The sequence below is a fragment of the Microbacterium sp. str. 'China' genome (genome assembly GCF_002993305.1).
In the GTDB taxonomy this organism is placed as follows: domain Bacteria; phylum Actinomycetota; class Actinomycetes; order Actinomycetales; family Microbacteriaceae; genus Microbacterium; species Microbacterium paraoxydans.
In genome coordinates this window covers 3,336,129-3,351,828 of record NZ_CP027434.1, presented here as the reverse complement: position 1 = coordinate 3,351,828, position 15,700 = coordinate 3,336,129, and the positions used below count along the sequence as shown (strand labels likewise).

The 15,700-nt window shown below is 70.2% G+C and carries 17 protein-coding genes; 11 read left to right on the top strand and 6 right to left on the bottom strand.

Annotation, left to right across the window (positions count from 1 at the left end; all coding sequences use genetic code 11):
* Positions 1 to 4 precede the first annotated feature (4 nt).
* Both purB and C6C15_RS16295 read right to left on the bottom strand, forming a co-directional pair.
* Entirely contained in the window at positions 5 to 1,387 is a 1,383-nt protein-coding gene (gene purB, locus C6C15_RS16300; RefSeq protein WP_060922576.1) for an adenylosuccinate lyase, read from the bottom strand.
* A gap of 14 nt (positions 1,388 to 1,401) precedes the next feature.
* Positions 1,402 to 1,923, bottom strand: a complete 522-nt coding sequence (locus C6C15_RS16295) for a low molecular weight protein-tyrosine-phosphatase (protein ID WP_199787671.1) — start codon at positions 1,921 to 1,923, stop codon at positions 1,402 to 1,404.
* Positions 1,924 to 2,088: 165 nt separating this feature from the next.
* On the opposite strand from C6C15_RS16295, the gene C6C15_RS16290 reads away from it, so the two are divergent.
* Both C6C15_RS16290 and C6C15_RS16285 read left to right on the top strand, forming a co-directional pair.
* The gene (locus tag C6C15_RS16290; protein ID WP_105950638.1) at positions 2,089 to 2,343 is read left to right on the top strand and encodes a hypothetical protein; all 255 of its coding nucleotides are present in this window, start codon (positions 2,089 to 2,091) and stop codon (positions 2,341 to 2,343) included.
* Entirely contained in the window at positions 2,340 to 3,635 is a 1,296-nt protein-coding gene (locus C6C15_RS16285; RefSeq protein WP_105950637.1) for a hypothetical protein, read from the top strand. The genes C6C15_RS16290 and C6C15_RS16285 overlap by 4 nt, the downstream gene beginning before the upstream one ends.
* 25 nt (positions 3,636 to 3,660) lie before the next feature.
* Here C6C15_RS16285 and C6C15_RS16280 read toward each other — a convergent pair whose 3' ends face one another.
* Genes C6C15_RS16280 through C6C15_RS16270 form a run of 3 tightly spaced genes read right to left on the bottom strand, consistent with a single transcriptional unit; the run spans position 3,661 to position 4,693 of the window.
* Complete coding sequence (locus C6C15_RS16280) at positions 3,661 to 4,065, bottom strand: phage holin family protein (protein WP_060922580.1); 405 nt, start codon at positions 4,063 to 4,065, stop codon at positions 3,661 to 3,663.
* A gap of 34 nt (positions 4,066 to 4,099) precedes the next feature.
* On the bottom strand, positions 4,100 to 4,483 hold the full coding sequence (locus C6C15_RS16275; protein WP_082750084.1) for a type II toxin-antitoxin system death-on-curing family toxin: 384 nt from the start codon (positions 4,481 to 4,483) through the stop codon (positions 4,100 to 4,102).
* Positions 4,484 to 4,486: 3 nt separating this feature from the next.
* Positions 4,487 to 4,693, bottom strand: a complete 207-nt coding sequence (locus tag C6C15_RS16270) for a ribbon-helix-helix protein, CopG family (RefSeq protein WP_060922581.1) — start codon at positions 4,691 to 4,693, stop codon at positions 4,487 to 4,489.
* Positions 4,694 to 4,760: 67 nt separating this feature from the next.
* Between C6C15_RS16270 and C6C15_RS16265 the strand changes: the two genes are divergently transcribed.
* The 6 genes from C6C15_RS16265 to C6C15_RS16240 all read left to right on the top strand — a co-directional run bounded on the left by C6C15_RS16265 (position 4,761) and on the right by C6C15_RS16240 (position 10,890).
* Positions 4,761 to 5,828 carry a histidinol-phosphate transaminase gene (locus C6C15_RS16265; RefSeq protein ID WP_060922582.1) on the top strand — a complete coding sequence of 356 codons (1,068 nt, stop codon included), beginning with the start codon at positions 4,761 to 4,763 and terminating at the stop codon, positions 5,826 to 5,828.
* Positions 5,829 to 5,933: 105 nt separating this feature from the next.
* Positions 5,934 to 7,061 carry a thiamine pyrophosphate-dependent dehydrogenase E1 component subunit alpha gene (locus C6C15_RS16260; protein ID WP_060922588.1) on the top strand — a complete coding sequence of 376 codons (1,128 nt, stop codon included), beginning with the start codon at positions 5,934 to 5,936 and terminating at the stop codon, positions 7,059 to 7,061.
* A gap of 11 nt (positions 7,062 to 7,072) precedes the next feature.
* Positions 7,073 to 8,038, top strand: coding sequence for an alpha-ketoacid dehydrogenase subunit beta (locus C6C15_RS16255; RefSeq protein ID WP_105950862.1), 966 nt, complete (start codon positions 7,073 to 7,075; stop codon positions 8,036 to 8,038).
* Between the two features lie 122 nt (positions 8,039 to 8,160).
* Positions 8,161 to 9,525, top strand: a complete 1,365-nt coding sequence (locus C6C15_RS16250) for a dihydrolipoamide acetyltransferase family protein (RefSeq protein ID WP_025102745.1) — start codon at positions 8,161 to 8,163, stop codon at positions 9,523 to 9,525.
* Between the two features lie 52 nt (positions 9,526 to 9,577).
* Positions 9,578 to 10,201: a flavin reductase family protein gene (locus tag C6C15_RS16245; RefSeq protein ID WP_101847998.1), complete on the top strand. Its 624-nt coding sequence runs from the start codon at positions 9,578 to 9,580 to the stop codon at positions 10,199 to 10,201.
* Positions 10,202 to 10,218: 17 nt separating this feature from the next.
* Positions 10,219 to 10,890: an ArsR/SmtB family transcription factor gene (locus tag C6C15_RS16240; protein ID WP_199787670.1), complete on the top strand. Its 672-nt coding sequence runs from the start codon at positions 10,219 to 10,221 to the stop codon at positions 10,888 to 10,890.
* Between the two features lie 337 nt (positions 10,891 to 11,227).
* Here the strand turns inward: C6C15_RS16240 and C6C15_RS16235 are convergent, their stop codons facing one another.
* The gene (locus C6C15_RS16235; RefSeq protein WP_105950636.1) at positions 11,228 to 12,442 is read right to left on the bottom strand and encodes an ROK family protein; all 1,215 of its coding nucleotides are present in this window, start codon (positions 12,440 to 12,442) and stop codon (positions 11,228 to 11,230) included.
* Positions 12,443 to 12,535: 93 nt separating this feature from the next.
* Between C6C15_RS16235 and C6C15_RS16230 the strand changes: the two genes are divergently transcribed.
* Genes C6C15_RS16230 through C6C15_RS16220 form a run of 3 tightly spaced genes read left to right on the top strand, consistent with a single transcriptional unit; the run spans position 12,536 to position 15,683 of the window.
* Complete coding sequence (locus tag C6C15_RS16230; RefSeq protein ID WP_199787669.1) at positions 12,536 to 13,864, top strand: ABC transporter substrate-binding protein; 1,329 nt, start codon at positions 12,536 to 12,538, stop codon at positions 13,862 to 13,864.
* Complete coding sequence (locus C6C15_RS16225) at positions 13,861 to 14,805, top strand: carbohydrate ABC transporter permease (RefSeq protein ID WP_172400071.1); 945 nt, start codon at positions 13,861 to 13,863, stop codon at positions 14,803 to 14,805. The genes C6C15_RS16230 and C6C15_RS16225 overlap by 4 nt, the downstream gene beginning before the upstream one ends.
* Positions 14,805 to 15,683, top strand: coding sequence for a carbohydrate ABC transporter permease (locus C6C15_RS16220; RefSeq protein ID WP_085605188.1), 879 nt, complete (start codon positions 14,805 to 14,807; stop codon positions 15,681 to 15,683). Before C6C15_RS16225 ends, C6C15_RS16220 begins: the two co-directional genes overlap by 1 nt.
* Positions 15,684 to 15,700: the final 17 nt, after the last annotated feature.

Sequence of the window (15,700 nt, the reverse complement as noted above, 5' to 3'; positions counted from 1 at the left end):
CTCCTCAGCGGGCGAGGCGCTCCGCGATGCCGGTGTAGGTCGCGGGGGTCAGCGCGAGGAGGCGCTGCTTGGCCGCGTCGCCGATCTCCAGGCCCTCCACGAACTCGGCGAGGTCGGCGGCACCGACGCGGTGACCGCGCGTGAGCTCCTTGAGGAGCGCGTACGGGTCCTGGATGCTCGACCGGCCGGCGACGACCTCGGCGCGGATCACCGTCTGGATCGCCTCGGCCAGCACCTCCCAGTTCACGTCGAGGTCGGCGAGAAGCACGTCCCGCGAGAGCGAGATCGCGTTCAGGCCGCGGCGCAGGTTGTCGAGAGCGAGCAGCGAGTGCCCGAACGCGACGCCGATGTTGCGCTGTGTGGTGGAGTCCGTGAGGTCGCGCTGCAGGCGGCTGGTGACGAGTGTCTGGCCGAGCGACGCCAGCAGGGCGCCCGAGATCTCGAGGTTGGCCTCGGCGTTCTCGAAGCGGATCGGGTTGATCTTATGCGGCATCGTCGAGGAGCCGGTGGCCCCGGCGACCGGGATCTGCGCGAAGTAGCCGAGCGAGATGTAGGTCCAGATGTCGGTGGCCAGGTTGTGCAGGATGCCGCCGGCGTGACGCACGCGGTCGTAGAGCTCGACCTGCCAGTCGTGCGACTCGATCTGCGTCGTCAGCGGGTTGAACCCGAGACCCAGGCCCTCGATGTACTCGCGGGCGATGGTCGGCCAGTCCGCATCGGGGTCGGCTGCGAGGTGGGCGGACCAGGTGCCGGTCGCCCCGGAGAACTTCGCGAGGTATTCGGAGCCGGCGATCTGGCTGCGCACGCGCTCCAGGCGCCAGGCGAAGACCGCGAGCTCCTTGCCCATGGTCGAGGGTGTCGCGGGCTGGCCGTGCGTGCGGGACAGCATGGCGGCGTCGGCGTGCTCGACCGCGAGTTCGCGCAGCTTCGCGATCACGGTGTCGAGGGCCGGGAGCCAGACCTCCTCGACCGCGCGCTTGACCGTGAGGGCGTAGGACGCGGAGTTGATGTCCTCGCTCGTGCAGGCGAAGTGCGTCAGCTCGGCGATGTGGTCGAGGCCGAGCGTCGAGAGCCGGTCGCGCACGAGGTACTCGATGGCCTTCACGTCGTGCTGCGTGACGGCCTCCTTCTCGGCGAGCCAGTCGATCTCGGCCTGCCCGAAGTCGCGGTACAGCGCGCGCAGGCGCTCCTTGTCGTCGTCCGACAGCGGGGTCGTCTCGAACAGCGAACGGTCGGTGAGGGCGATCAGCCACTCCACCTCCACCTCGACCCTGGCGCGGTTGAGTCCGGCCTCGGAGAGGAAGTCCGCGAGCCCGGTGACGGCGGCGCGGTAGCGGCCGTCGAGGGGGCTGAGGGGCTGGGGCGGGAGCGAAGGCTGGAAAGTCAGGGGAATCCTCCTGATCAGGCCCCGAAGGCTCGGGGCGTGCGGGGCAGGCGCAGGGCGGGTTCGAGCTGGCGGAACAAGCCGCGAGTCGCCGTCTCGATCATACCGAGCACCGAATCGAACATCTCCGGGCCCGCGTAGTACGGGTCGGGGACGTCATGCGTCGAGGCGTCGGGGTCGAAAGCGAGGAGGAGGGTCACCTTGCCGTCCTCATCCTCGTCCCTGGCCCATTCGCGGAGGATGCGCTCATGCGTGCGGTCCAGGGCCACGACGAGGTCGTTCTCAGCGAAGGAGGCGGCGGTGAACTGGCGGGCGCGGTGCAGCGAGCCGTCGTATCCGCGGCGGGCGAGGGCGTCGATGGTGCGGTGGTCGGCGCGCTCTCCGAGGTGCCAGTCCCCGGTGCCCGCGCTGCGCGAGACGATCTGGGCGCCGAGGCCCTGCCGCTCCGCGAGGTCCCGGAACACGACCTCCGCCATGGGGGAGCGGCAGATGTTGCCGGTGCAGACGAAGATCACGCGGAAGGGATCTCGGGCTGTCACGGATCCATTCTGCCGGTCGATGCCGTTCCTGCACAGCGGGCATCGGATCGTGGTGCGGCTCGACCCTCCTGCACGGCCCTGGGGGAGAACCGGCTCTCCACTGGTCGCGGCCGTCCGAGGGGGCCCTGGCCGCAACGGACACGGCCTGAGCTGGAGGCTGGGTCCATGTCGTTCTTCGCCCTCACCGCCCTCTCTCCCGGTGTCGATCCTGCGCTGCGGGCTCGGGTGCTGTCCGAGTTGGACGCCGCCCTCGCGGGGCTCGACGATCTGGCTTCCACGCTGACGGCTCTGCGTGACGCGTGCGCCTGGGAGTCCGATGGCGTCGAGGCGCTGCGGTGGGCCCTCTGGCGGCTGTCGGACGACACGGCGACGGTGCGCCGGATGCTGCAGGCGTGCCGCGGGGAGGTCGCGGGTGCATGAGCGGGCTCAACATCGACCACGGCGGCGCGATCGCGGTGGACACGGCGCAGCTCCGCGAGCTCGCGGCGCGGGTGCGGGGTGTCGTGCCGGTGTGTGCGGAGGTGCAGAACGCGGTGGGGCGTGTCGAGGCGCTGCTCGGCTCCGCAGCATGGACAGCGCTGGCGTCGGCGGCGTGGTCCCTGCGGTCCGCAGTGACGGCGCTGGAGGCGCTCGCGGCGCGTGTCGAGGAGACGGCCGCCGATCTCGACCTCATGGCCGAGGTGTACGAGGTCGTCGAGCTGCGGGCGCAGGCGGAGGCACTGGCGCGGACGGATACGGCTGCGGCCGCTGCGGTGGAGGGGCGCCTGCGGCTGCTCCTCGCCGCCGACGAGCGTCTGGCCGCGCTGGCCGACGCGCAGGAACGGACAGCGGACGACCGACGCTTCCGCGGCTTGGGCGATCAGTTCGACGCCGGAGGGCTGCTCCCGCCGATGTTCCTGGGCGGCGCCGTCGTCGGCGTGACGTCGGGGCTGGGGCGCGTGCGGCCCGGGATGGTGCTCGGTGCGACGGCGGATCCGGTGCGGGTATCCGCAACCTCCCACTCGCGTCCGGCCGGGGCGCCGAGCGGGTTGGCGAGCGCCTTCCGCCGTATGCCGTCTGCCGGCGGCGCGCAGCTGGCGATCGAGAAGTACACGGTTCCGGGTGAGTCCCCGCGCTACGTCGTCTACGTCTCGGGCAGCCGTTCGATGTCGCTGCGCGAGGGCGGGGGTCCCGAGGCCTGGGACATGAAGTCGAACATCGAGCTCTACACCGGGGGCCGGTCCGCGTCGTATCAGGCGACCCTCGACGCGCTGGTCGCGACGGGTGCGAGACCCGGGGATCGGGTGGACGTCGTCGCGCACTCGCAGGGCGGCATGATCGCAGCGCACCTGTCGATGGAGAGCGCGTTCACGGTGACGACCCAGATCACCGCCGGGAGCCCGGTCGAGCCGATGCTCCCCACCGACCAGACGCTCGTGCAGCTCCGGCACACCGACGACGCGGTGTCCGCGCTCGCCGCAGGAGGGGCGAGGGAGGGCACGGGGTCCGCCGACAGCTTCACCGCCAGTCGGGTGGGAGATCCGGATGCCGGTCGCCAGGACCTCGCGCTCGAGACGCATTCGCTGGAGAACTACATCGAGACCGCGGCGATGGTGGACGCCTCCGCCGACCCGCGAGCGGTGGCTCTCGACGCCTACTGGGCCGACCTCGACCGCGCCGTCACCGTCGAACGCACCGAGTACCGCGCGGAGCGTGTGCTCCCCGATCCGTGAGCCGCACGCGCCGTCCGCAGGCGGGTCAGTCGCGGCGGGAGCGCTTGTTCTGCGGGCGCAGGATGAAGCCGAAGATGCCGTTGATGATCGAGATGATCAGGGCGGCGAGAACGCCCCACCAGAACGACTCGACCGTCAGACCCCACCCGAAGCTGCTGGTGATCCAGGCGGTCAGCCAGAGCAGGAAGCCGTTGATGAGGAAGCCGATGAGGCCGAACGTGAGGATGTACAGCGGGAAGGCGACGATCTTCACGACCGTGCCGATGATGGTGTTCACCAGCGCGAAGAGGGCTCCGACCGCGAGCAGCGTCAGGACGAGCTGGAGCGTCTCGCCCGGCGGGAAGGCGCGCACCGTGACCTGGAGCACGGGGATGAGCGTGACGACCCAGATGGCGAACGCGTTGACGACGACCCGGATGATGAAGCGCATGATGCGTTCAGTCTCCCACGAGGGGCCCGCGGTGTCAGCCGCGGTCGTCCACCGGACGGATGTGGGCGGCGAGAACCTGGGCGATCTCCCCGAGATCCATCCGGCTCTGCGCGACATCGATGACGAACTCGAAGGCTTCGTCGTTCGTGAAGGTGATGTCGTAGCCGTTCAGCCGGATGAAGATGAAGGTGAGATAGAGCGCTGTGCGCTTGTTCCCGTCGAACAGTGCGTGATTCTGGGCGACGGAGCTCATCAGGGCCGCCGCCTTCTCCGCGAACGTCGGATACGCATCGACGCCGAACATGCCGGCGGCGGGTCGCGCCAGAGCGGAGAAGAGCAGCCCCTCGTCGCGCACATGCAGGCCGAGCTTCGCGATCAGCGCGAGGGCCTGCTCGGGCTCGATGTACTCGGTGGCCATCGATCAGGCGTCTTCGAGGCGCGTGATGGCGTCGCCGTAGCGTTCGGTCACCTCGTCCGCGAGCGCCAGAACTCGATCGGTCTTGGACTCGCTGTCCGCGAACCGGGTGGCCGCCTCGATGATCACGGCGTGCTTGGAGACGTGCCGGGCTCGTGCGATGTCTTCGAGCCGTGCATCGAGTTCCTCAGGGAGTCGCACCGTCATAGCCATACCAGAATGGTATCACCGGGCCCTCGGCCTCGAAAGGGTGGCGGGCCGCACGTCCTAGACTCGACGCGTGACCGAGCCGACCCTGCCCCGCATCCGTCCCGCCATCGCCTCCCTCGCGCCGTACCGCCAGGGCAAGCAGGCCGGTCCCGAGGCCTTCAAGCTCTCCAGCAACGAGAATCCGTTCGACCCGCTGCCCTCGGTCCTCGACGCGCTGCAGCACACGACGCCGATGAACCGGTATCCCGATGCCACCGCCGGCCGCCTGCGTGCGCGGCTCGGGGCCCGCTACGGGGTCGAGCCCGAGCAGGTCCATGTCGCCTCCGGCAGTGTCGCGATCCTGCATCAGCTCGTCCTCGCCACTGCCTCGGTCGGCGACGAGGTCGTCTACGCCTGGCGGTCATTCGAGGCGTACCCGAGCCTGCCGCTGGTCGCGGGCGCGACAGGGGTGCAGGTGCCGCTGACGGCCGACTCCCGCCACGACCTCGACGCGATGGCCGACGCCGTGACCGACCGCACGCGCGCGATCATCGTCTGCACCCCGAACAACCCGACCGGACCCGTCGTCACCTCTGCCGAGTTCGCGGCGTTCGTGGACCGTGTGCCGTCCGACGTGCTCATCATCCTCGACGAGGCCTACGCCGAGTTCGTCATCGCCCCCGATGCCGTCGACGGCCTGGCCGAGCGCGTGTTCGAGACGCACCCGAACGTGGTCGTCCTCCGCACGTTCTCCAAGGCCTATGGTCTGGCGGGCCTCCGGGTCGGATACGCGATCGGCCACGAGAAGGTGCTCGACGCGGCACGGACGACCGGCATCCCGCTGTCGGTCACGTCCGCGGCCGAGAACGCCGCCATCGCGAGCCTCGACGCCGAAGCCGAACTCCTGGAGCGCGTCGCCGTGATCGTCGAACGTCGCGCCCGTCTCGTCGAGGGGCTCCGAGCGCAGGGCTGGGAGGTGCCGGACGCCCAGGGCAACTTCGTCTGGCTGCCGACCGGCGCGCGCACCGACGAGGTCGCGGCGGCGTTCGTGGACGCCGACCTGATCGTGCGTCCGTTCTCCGGCGACGGCATCCGGATCTCCGTCGGCGAGGAGGCGGCCGTCGCCCGCGTGCTCGAGGTCGCGGCGACCCTCCGCTGAGCGCGGCACCGCCCTGCGAACCGCGGAATCTCGGGGTTCCGGGGAGATACGAGGGCGTCCTAGGTATGCGTGACCCGGCATGCCGACGCGGGTAGCGTGGGGACCGTGAGCACCTCTGAGACCCCCCTCGTGCGCGTTCTGGACGAGACCGGAAAGGTCGCCCCGACGCCCGCCGCGGAGCAGTACCTGCCGCTCATCGAGGCCATCCCCGACGCCGAGCTCGCGCAGTTCTACCGCGACATGGTGGGCATCCGCGCGATCGACACCCAGGCCACCAACCTGCAGCGCCAGGGCCAGCTCGCCCTATGGCCGCCGAGCCGCGGACAGGAGGCGGCGCAGGTCGGCTCCGGTCGGGCCGCCCGCGCGCAGGACACGATCTTCCCCTCGTACCGCGAGCACGCGGTCACCCGGATCCGCGGCGTGGACCCGGTGGACATCATCAAGCTCATGCGCGGCGTCTCCCACGGCGGCTGGGACCCGACCGACCCGAAGAACGGCAACACCCGGCTCTACACGCTCGTCCTCGGCTCGCAGGTGCTGCACGCCGCCGGCTATGCGATGGGCCTCACGTTCGACGGGCGCACCGGCACCGGCGACCCTGAGCGCGACGAGGCGGTCGTCGTCTACTACGGCGACGGCGCCTCCAGCCAGGGCGACGTGCACGAGGCCATGGTGTTCGCGGCCAGCTACCAGGCCCCGACGCTGTTCTTCCTGCAGAACAACCACTGGGCGATCTCGGTCCCCGTCACCACGCAGTCGCGCGTGCCGCTCGTGCAGCGCAGCGCCGGGTACGGCATCCCGAGCGTCCGCGTGGACGGCAACGACGTGCTCGCCAGCTACGCGGTGTCCCGGGTGGCCCTCGACGAGGCGCGCGCCGGCGGCGGACCCCGCGCCATCGAGGCCGTGACCTACCGGCTCGGTGCGCACACGACCAGCGACGATCCCACGAAGTACCGCGGCGACGACGAGGAGCTCGCGTGGGCCGGGCGGGACCCGATCGTCCGGATGCGCGCGTTCCTGGAGAACCGCGGCGCCGAGGAGAGCTTCTTCACCGAGGTCGACGCCGAGGCCGCCGATGCCGCGGAAGACCTCCGCGCCCGCACCGTGCAGCTCGGCCCGCCCCGCGCCGACCTCATGTTCGACCACGTGTACAGCGAGCCGCATCCGCTGATCGAGGAGCAGAAAGCCTGGCGCGCCCGCTACGAGGCGTCGTTCGAAGGAGAAGGCCAGTGACCCGGGAGACCATGCCGCTGGGCAAGGCGCTGAACGCCGGTATGCGAAAGGCGATGGAGGACGACCCGAAGGTCATCCTCATGGGCGAGGACATCGGCAAGCTCGGCGGCGTGTTCCGCATCACCGAGCACCTGCAGCGCGACTTCGGGGAGCAGCGCGTGCTGGACACCCCGCTCGCGGAGTCGGCCCTGGTCGGCACCGCGATCGGCCTCGCGATGGCCGGATTCCGTCCCGTCGTCGAGATCCAGTTCGACGGCTTCGTCTTTCCCGCGTTCGACCAGATCACCACCCAGCTCGCCAAGCTCACCAACCGGCACGAGGGGTCGCTGCGGCTGCCCGTCGTGATCCGCATTCCGTACGGCGGGCACATCGGGGCGGTCGAGCACCACCAGGAGAGCCCGGAGGCCTACTTCACGCACACCCCCGGTCTGCGCGTGGTGTCGCCGTCCACCGCGAACGACGCCTACTGGATGATCCAGGAGGCCATCGCCTCGGACGACCCGGTGATCTTCCTGGAGCCGAAGAGCCGGTACTGGCCGAAGGGCGAGGTCGAGCTCGACGCCTCCGCCGTCCCGCTGCACTCCTCGCGGGTGGTGCGGACCGGAACCGACGTCACGCTCGTCGGACACGGCGCCATGGTGACGACGCTGCTCCAGGCCGCCGCGCTCGCCGAGGCCGAGGGCACGAGCTGCGAGGTCGTCGACGTGCGCTCGCTGTCGCCGGTGGACTACGAGCCGATCCTCGGGTCGGTGCGCAAGACCGGACGCATGGTCTACGCACAGGAGGCTCCGGGATTCACGAGCCTCGGCAGCGAGATCGCCGCGACCGTCATGGAGCGCGCGTTCTACGCCCTCGAGGCTCCGGTGCTGCGCGTCTCCGGGTACGACACCCCGTTCCCGCCCGCGAAGCTCGAAGGCGCGTACCTGCCGGATGCCGACCGCATCCTCGAAGCCGTCGACCGCTCCCTGGCCTACTGACACCGACGTTCCATGTTCACAACTCAGGACAACCGCCCCCTTCACCCGTCCAGCGCGGGCGCAGGGGCGCGCACCGGTTCAAGTCTCCTGAGTTGTGAACGCGGCCCACGAAAGGACCCGTCATGAGCACGCAGAACTTCCCCCTTCCGGACGTCGGCGAAGGGCTGACCGAGGCCGAGATCGTCGCGTGGAAGGTGGCCCCGGGCGACCGGGTGGCCATCAACGACGTCATCTGCGAGATCGAGACCGCCAAGTCCCTGGTCGAGCTGCCCTCCCCGCACGCGGGCGTGGTCGGCGAGCTGCTCGTCGACGAGGGGGCGACGGTCGAGGTCGGCACCCCGATCATCACCTTCGTGACCGACCCTGCGGCCGGCTCGGGGACCGGTTCGGTCGCCCCCGGCACCGTCGCGACGGCGGAGGCGCCCGCGCCCGAGGAGGGCGGCGGGTCGGTGCTCGTCGGCTACGGCTCCGGAAGCGGCGCGACCTCGCGGCGCAAGCGCCCGGCCGAGCGCCCCGTGCGGTCGTCGGTCGGCGTGATCGCGAAGCCGCCGATCCGCAAGCTCGCCCGCGACCTCGGCGTCGACCTCACGAGCGTGACGCCCACGGGTGCCGACGGCGAGGTCACCCGGGACGACGTCATGAAGCACGCCTCCCAGGCCAGCGTCTTCCGCAACATCGAGACCCCGGAGTGGGGGAGCGTGCGCGAGGAGACCGTCCCCGCCCCGCAGGCCCCGTCCGGCCTGGCGCGTGGCCTCGCGCCGGTGCGCCCGTCGGCGGCCGGGGACGACCGCACCGAGTCCATCCCCGTGAAGGGCGTGCGCAAGGCGACGTCGTCGGCGATGGTGCAGAGCGCGTACTCCGCCCCGCACGTGACGGTGTGGAAGGAGATCGACGCCACCCGCACGATGGAGCTCGTCAAGCGCCTCAAGGCCTCGCCCGACTACGCCGACATCAAGGTCTCGCCACTGCTCATCATGGCCCGCGCGGTGATCTGGGCGGTCCGCCGGACGCCGATGGTCAACGCGGCCTGGATCGACACCGAAGCCGGGGCCGAGATCGCCGTGCGCCACTACGTGAACCTCGGCATCGCCGCCGCCACGCCCCGCGGTCTGCTCGTGCCGAACATCAAGGACGCGCAGGACCTCAGCATGAAGGACCTCGCCCGCGCCCTGAACCGGCTCACGCTCACGGCACGCGAGGGCAAGACCCCGCCGGCCGACCAGCAGAACGGCACCATCACCATCACGAACATCGGCGTGTTCGGGATGGACGCGGGCACGCCGATCATCAACCCGGGGGAGGCGGGCATCGTCGCCATGGGCACGATCAGCCAGAAGCCCTGGGTCGTCGACGGCGAGGTGCGCCCGCGCTGGGTGACCACGGTCGCCGGCTCGTTCGACCACCGCGTGATCGACGGCGACGGCATGAGCCGCTTCATCGCCGACGTCGCCTCCATCCTCGAGGAGCCCGCGCTCCTGGTGGACTGAGGGAGTCCACACTTCGGCGCGGCCCGAACGATCGGGTGGCGAGAATGGACGGATGAGAACCACGCGGAGCGTCGACCTGCCGGTGTTGTACTTCGGGACTCCCGTCGCGCTGATCACCACGGTCAACCCCGACGGGTCGTCGAACATCAGCCCGATCTCGTCCGCATGGGCGCTGGGGACGCGGTACATGCTCGGGCTCGGTGCCGAAGGGCAGGCGGCCGCGAACATCGAACGGGTCAGGGACCTCGTCATCAACCTCCCCTCCGCCGACCTCGTGCACGCCGTGGAGGCGATCGCGCCGACCACCGGCCGCTCGCCGGTTCCCGCCGAGAAGGTTCCCGCGTACCGGCATGAGCCGGACAAGTGGAGTCTCGGGGGCTTCACCCCTGTCCCGTCGGACGCGGTGATCCCCTTCCGGATCGCAGAATGTCCGGTGCAGATCGAAGCGCGCGTGGCGCAGATCATCCCGATCGACGGCGGCGACGCACTGGCGGTCGAAGCGGAGGTCCTGCAGGTCCACGTGCACGAGGACATCCTGAAGGCGCACGGACCGGACCGCATCGACACGGACAAGTGGGACCCTCTTTCCTACGCCTTCCGCCACTACTTCGCCCAGGGGCCTCGGGTCGGCTCCAACTTCCGCGCGCCGCTCCTCGACGACCCCGTCGTGGCGTGATCGTCGATCCCTCGTCCGTGTCCCAGCTGGGACACGCGCTCAGCAGCCCGACCCGGGTGCAGATGTGTCTGGCGCTCCTCGACGGCCGGGCATGGACGTCCGGCGAGCTCGCGCGTGCCGCCGGGGTGTCGAGGTCGACGGCGTCGGAGCACCTGACGACGCTCCTCGACGTCCGGCTCGTCGCACTGCGCCGACAGGGGCGGCACTCCTACGTCACCCTCGCGTCTCCCGACGCCGCGCACATCATCGAGGCCGCGACGGCATACGTCGGGAAGGCGGCTCCCGTCTCGAGCCTTCGCTCGGCGACGGAGCGAGACGGCATGGCCCTGGCCCGCACCTGCTACGACCACCTCGCCGGTCGCCTGGGGGTCGCCCTCTTCGACGCGCTCGTCGAGCGGGGGCACCTCACGCCGGACCTCGCGGTGACCGCGACGGGGCGCGACCTGTTCGAGAGCATCGCGGGGCCGGACGCGTTGGTGCCGTCGTCTCGTCGCCCTCTTGTGCGGAGCTGCCTCGACTGGACCGAACGGCGCTCGCATCTCTCGGGCCACCTCGGAGCCGTCCTCCTCCGCGCCGCGCGTGACAGGGGCTGGATCCACGCTCAGCAGACCTCGCGCGCCGTGACGATCTCTCCCGCCGGCACGGCCGCCTTCCACAGCCTCTTCGGTATTCCGCCGACACTGTCCTGACCGCGACCACCCCGTCCGTGCGACGCGTGACACAGGCGTTCGCGCGGGAACAGGCTGCCAGAGGTGGGAGAGCCTGAACTCCCGCGTTCGCCTGAGTGCGCGCGGGGGCCTGTTCTCGCGACAGGGGACCGCGACACAGGCGTTCGCGCGGGAACAGGCTGCTAGGGGTGGGAGAGCCTGAACCCCCGCGTTCGCCTGAGTGCGCGCGGGGGCCTGTTCTCGCGACAGCGGACCGCGACACAGGCGTTCGCGCGGGAACAGGCTGCTAGGGGTGGGAGAGCCTGAACTCGCGTGCTTGCCTGTTCTGGCGGGGGGAGGGAGAGGGAGAGGGAGAGGGTCAGGCGGTGAGGCGCTGTTCCGCGAGGCGGGGAACGGCCCGTTCCCGGGCGGCCTTCCGGGCGGTCGCGACGGCCCCGGCTGACACGACCTCCGCGCCGAGCGTCGAGGCGAGGATCTCCGGCGCGGGCAGGTGCAGCTCGTCCGGGAGGATCCGGCGGGCGGCGGCCAGCACAGGCTCGATGCTCTCCGCCACGGCCCCGCAGATGATCACGCGGGCGGGGTCGTACATGCTGCCGAGCACGCCGACGACGCGGGCGAGGGTGGCGCCCACGCGCTCGGCGACGCGGAGGGCGTCGGGGTCTCCGGAGGCGGCGAGCGTCAGCACCAGCCGGGGATCGACCGGCCCGTCCGCCACGAGCCGGCCGATGGGTCCGGCGGCGGCAGCCTCGCCGTCCGCGACGGCGGCCCGGGCGTGCTCCTCCAGCGCGTGCCGCAGCCCGACCGCCGAGCCGACGCCGACGATGTGGTCGAACACCACGCCCTCGCCGACGCCGCCGTGGGCGCCGTGCAGTACATGCCCGTCGACGACGACGCCGCCGCCGAAGCGCTCGCTGGCGAGCAGGGCCACGTAGTCGCGGCAGTCGACGGCGACCCCGAGCGTCCCCTCGGCGATCGCGGCCAGCTGGGCGTCGTTCTTGACCTCGACCACCGGTGCCCAGTCGCGCAGAGCGTCCGCGAGGCCGGGGTTCGTGCGTTCCCAGAAGCCGTCGGGGTGCGGGGGTGAGATGCCGTCGCGGTTCACGGGGGCGGCGACACCGGCGCACACCGCGAGCACGCGCTCCGCGGGCACCCCGGCCTCGTCGCGCGCGGCGGCGAGGTGCTGCAGGATCGTCGTCCGACGGTCGTCGGCGCTCTGCGCGGGGTCGACCTCCACGCGATGATGCACGAGCGTGCGGTCGAGCAGATCCGCGACGGTGACCGCGAGGTGCGTGTCGCCGGCGTCGATGCCCATCACCACGCCGAGGTCCGCCGCGAGGGCGAAGCGGCGCGCGGGGCGTCCGGAGCGGTAGTCGCCGATGGCGCGCGCGTTCGGCAGCTCGCGCAGCACCTCGGCGGTGACGAGCGTGTCGATGGCGTCGATGGCCGTGGAGCGGGTGAGCGAGGTGCCGGCCATCGCCTCGGTGGCGGTGAACTCGCCGGCCGTCCAGGCGAAGTCGAGCACCGCGCTCACACTCGCGCGGCCGGTGCCGAGTCCTGTCGAGACCTCTGCCACTCCCCTTGACCTTTCTGTCGCCCAGATGAGACAGTACCTCTAGACGGACTAAATTCGCTCACTAGATTTACTCCGCGGATCTACGAAAGGACGATGGTGTCTGCCACACGATCACGGGCGGTGCGCTGGGCCGCCGGAGCGCTCGGCCTCGTGCTGACCGGCACGGCGCTCACGAGCTGCGCCGCCGGCGGTGGAGCGGAGACCATCCGCTTCACGTTCAGCAAGCGCGAGGCCATCCCGTTCATGACGGAGCTCGTCGCCGAGTACAACGCGTCGCAGGACGACGTGCGGGTGGAGATCGACACGTCCGGCGTCGACGTCGTCTCCGCGAGCTTCGTCCGGGGCAATCCGCCGGACATCATGCTCGCCAACTACAACTACGAGGTCGCCCGGTTCGTGCAGCGCTGCGCGCTCACCGACCTCTCCGACACCGAGGCCGCCGCCGGGATCCGCGACGACCTGCAGCCGCTCATGGACCAGTACGGCTCCTGCGCGGGCCGCACCAGCGCCCTGCCGTACTCGGTCATGGCCGCCTCGGTCATCTACAACAAGCAGATCTTCGCGGAGCAGAGCCTGGAGGTGCCGCAGACGTGGGATGAGCTCCTCGCAGTCAGCGACAGCCTCCGTGAGGCCGGGATCGACCCGTTCTACGCCACCTTCAAGGACGACTGGACGGTCGGGCAGGGGTGGTACGACTACGCCGTCGGCGGCTCGCTCGACGTGCTGGCGTTCTTCGATGCGCTCGCCGCCGAGGGCACCGACGTCGGCCCGGACTCGGAGGTCTCCTTCGAGAAGGACTTCGCGGAGCCGATGGACAAGATGATGGTGCTCGCGGACGAGTACACGAACGAGGACGCCGCGAGCCGGGCGTACGGAGACGGGAACCTCGCCTTCGCGAAGGGCGAGGCCGCGATGTACCTGCAGGGGCCGTGGGCGTTCAGCGAGATCGCGAAGACCGACCCCGACCTCGACCTCGGCACCTTCCCGCTGCCCATGACGGACGACCCCGCCGACCTCGCGGTCCGCGTGAACATGGACCTCGCGGTCATGATCCCGGAGGAGTCGAAGCACCAAGAGGCCGCACGCGACTTCCTGGAGTACCTCTACCTTCCCGAGAACATCGAGGAGTACAACGCGTCGCAGCTCGGGTTCACCCCGACGACCGACGCGGCGCCGCCGGACGACCCGCGCATCGAGGGCATGATCCCGTACTACGACGAGGGCCGGATCTACCAGGGCCCCTCGGTGCTCGTCCCGAAGACCCTCCCGATCTTCAACTACGCGCAGGCCATGGTCCTCGGCGCCGCCCCGTCGTCCATCCTCCGCACCATGGACGCCGACTGGGCTCGCATCGCCTTCCGCGCCCCCATCCCGAGTTCCGAGGATTCCGCATCGGGCGAGACAGAGGAGTCCGCGCCATGAGCACGACCACGACCACCGGCGCCGACGCCGGGACGAGCACCACCGCGATCCTCACCGGCGGGCCGCGGAAGATCCGCCGCCACACGCGCCGCGTCGAGCCGATCTACTACCTGTTCCTCCTGCCGACCCTCGTGATCTTCACGCTCGCGATCACCGTCCCCGGCGTGATCGGCATCTTCTTCAGCTTCACCGACTCCATCGGCATCGGCGAGTGGAGCTTCAACGGGCTGACGAACTACATCGCGCTGTTCAGCGACCCGGCCATCCTGCAGAGCTACCTGTTCACCTTCGGGTTCTCGATCGCGACCGTGATCGTCGTCAACGTCATCGCTTTCCTGCTGGCGGTCGGCCTCACGTCCCGCATCCGGTTCAAGACGGGCCTGCGGACGATCTTCGTGATCCCGATGGTTATCTCGGGCATCATCATCGCCTACGTCTTCAACTTCCTGTTCTCGAACTCGATCCCCGCGGCGGGCGCGGCCACCGGCATCCCCTGGCTGGAGACGAGCCTGCTCGCCAACCCCGACCTCGCCTGGGTCGCGATCGTCATCGTCACCGCCTGGCAGGCGGTCCCCGGCACGCTCCTCATCTACATCGCCGGGCTCCTGTCGGTACCGGGTGAGGTGTACGAGGCGGCGAGCATCGACGGCGCCAGCCGCACGCAGCAGCTCACCCGCATCACCATCCCCCTCGTCGCCGGATACGTCGTCATCAACGTGATCCTCGGCTTCAAGGGCTTCCTCAACGCCTACGACATCATCGTCGGCCTCACCAACGGCGGCCCGGGCACCGCCACCCGCAGCGTCGCGATGACGATCATCGCGGGCTTCAACGGCGGCGACTACGCCTACCAGATGGCCAACGCCACGATCTTCTTCATCGTGGCCGTGCTCATCTCCGTCCTCCAGCTCTCGCTGACCCGCGGAAGGAACACGTTCTGATGTCGACGGAGACCCTCACCACCATCCCCGCGGACGGACGCCGGAAGCGCCAGAAGATGGAGCGCGTCAACTGGTCGGGCACCATCATCCTGATCCTCTGCACGGCGACCATCCTCATCCCGCTGTACGTGACGATCTCGATGGCGTTCAAGACCACCGGCCAGGCGGTCGACGGCAACGCGTTCTCGCTGCCGGCGCCGTTCAGCATCGACGGCTTCGTGCAGGCGTGGACGTTGACGAAGTTCCCGGTCGGCGCCGCGATCTCGCTGCTCGTCACGGCGGGGACGGTCATCGCGACGATCGTCCTCGCGGCCTTCGCGTCGTACGCGATCGTGCGCAACTGGGACCGCCGGCTGTTCCGGTACTCCTTCTTCTACCTGCTCGCGGCGATGTTCATCCCGTTCCCCGTCGTGGCGCTTCCGCAGATCCAGCTCACCGGGCGCGTCGGTCTCGACAACCCGTTCGGCGTGATCATCCTCGCCACCATGTTCCAGCTCAGCTTCAGCGTGCTGCTGTTCACGGCGTTCCTGCGCTCGATCCCGATCGAGCTGGAGGAGAGCGCGCGGATCGACGGTGCCACGACCTGGCAGACGTTCTGGCGGCTCATCTTCCCGTTGCTCGCGCCGATGAGCGCCACGGTCGGCATCTTCGCCTTCCTCTACGCCTGGAACGACTTCATGATGCCGTCCTTGATCATCTCCGACCCGGCGCTGCAGACGCTGCCGGTGCGGCAGAACCTCTTCCAGAACCAGTTCAGCAACAACTACAACGTCGCCTTCGCCTCGTACCTGATGGCCATGGCGCCCGCGATCGTCGCCTACCTCTTCACTCAGCGCTGGGTGATGGAGGGCGTCACGCAGGGTGCCGTCAAGGGCTGACCCGACCCCCGCAAGAA

Bases quoted from the DNA above. Each gene is read 5' to 3' on its own strand.
- C6C15_RS16290 (WP_105950638.1), top strand. From the start codon at position 2,089: ATGTCGTTCTTCGCCCTCACCGCCCTCTCTCCCGGTGTCGATCCTGCG.
- C6C15_RS16285 (WP_105950637.1), top strand. From the start codon at position 2,340: ATGAGCGGGCTCAACATCGACCACGGCGGCGCGATCGCGGTGGACACG.
- C6C15_RS16280 (WP_060922580.1), bottom strand. From the start codon at position 4,065: ATGCGCTTCATCATCCGGGTCGTCGTCAACGCGTTCGCCATCTGGGTC.
- C6C15_RS16275 (WP_082750084.1), bottom strand. From the start codon at position 4,483: ATGGCCACCGAGTACATCGAGCCCGAGCAGGCCCTCGCGCTGATCGCG.
- C6C15_RS16270 (WP_060922581.1), bottom strand. From the start codon at position 4,693: ATGGCTATGACGGTGCGACTCCCTGAGGAACTCGATGCACGGCTCGAA.
- C6C15_RS16255 (WP_105950862.1), top strand. From the start codon at position 7,073: ATGCCGCTGGGCAAGGCGCTGAACGCCGGTATGCGAAAGGCGATGGAG.
- C6C15_RS16250 (WP_025102745.1), top strand. From the start codon at position 8,161: ATGAGCACGCAGAACTTCCCCCTTCCGGACGTCGGCGAAGGGCTGACC.
- C6C15_RS16245 (WP_101847998.1), top strand. From the start codon at position 9,578: ATGAGAACCACGCGGAGCGTCGACCTGCCGGTGTTGTACTTCGGGACT.
- C6C15_RS16230 (WP_199787669.1), top strand. From the start codon at position 12,536: ATGGTGTCTGCCACACGATCACGGGCGGTGCGCTGGGCCGCCGGAGCG.
- C6C15_RS16225 (WP_172400071.1), top strand. From the start codon at position 13,861: ATGAGCACGACCACGACCACCGGCGCCGACGCCGGGACGAGCACCACC.
- C6C15_RS16220 (WP_085605188.1), top strand. From the start codon at position 14,805: ATGTCGACGGAGACCCTCACCACCATCCCCGCGGACGGACGCCGGAAG.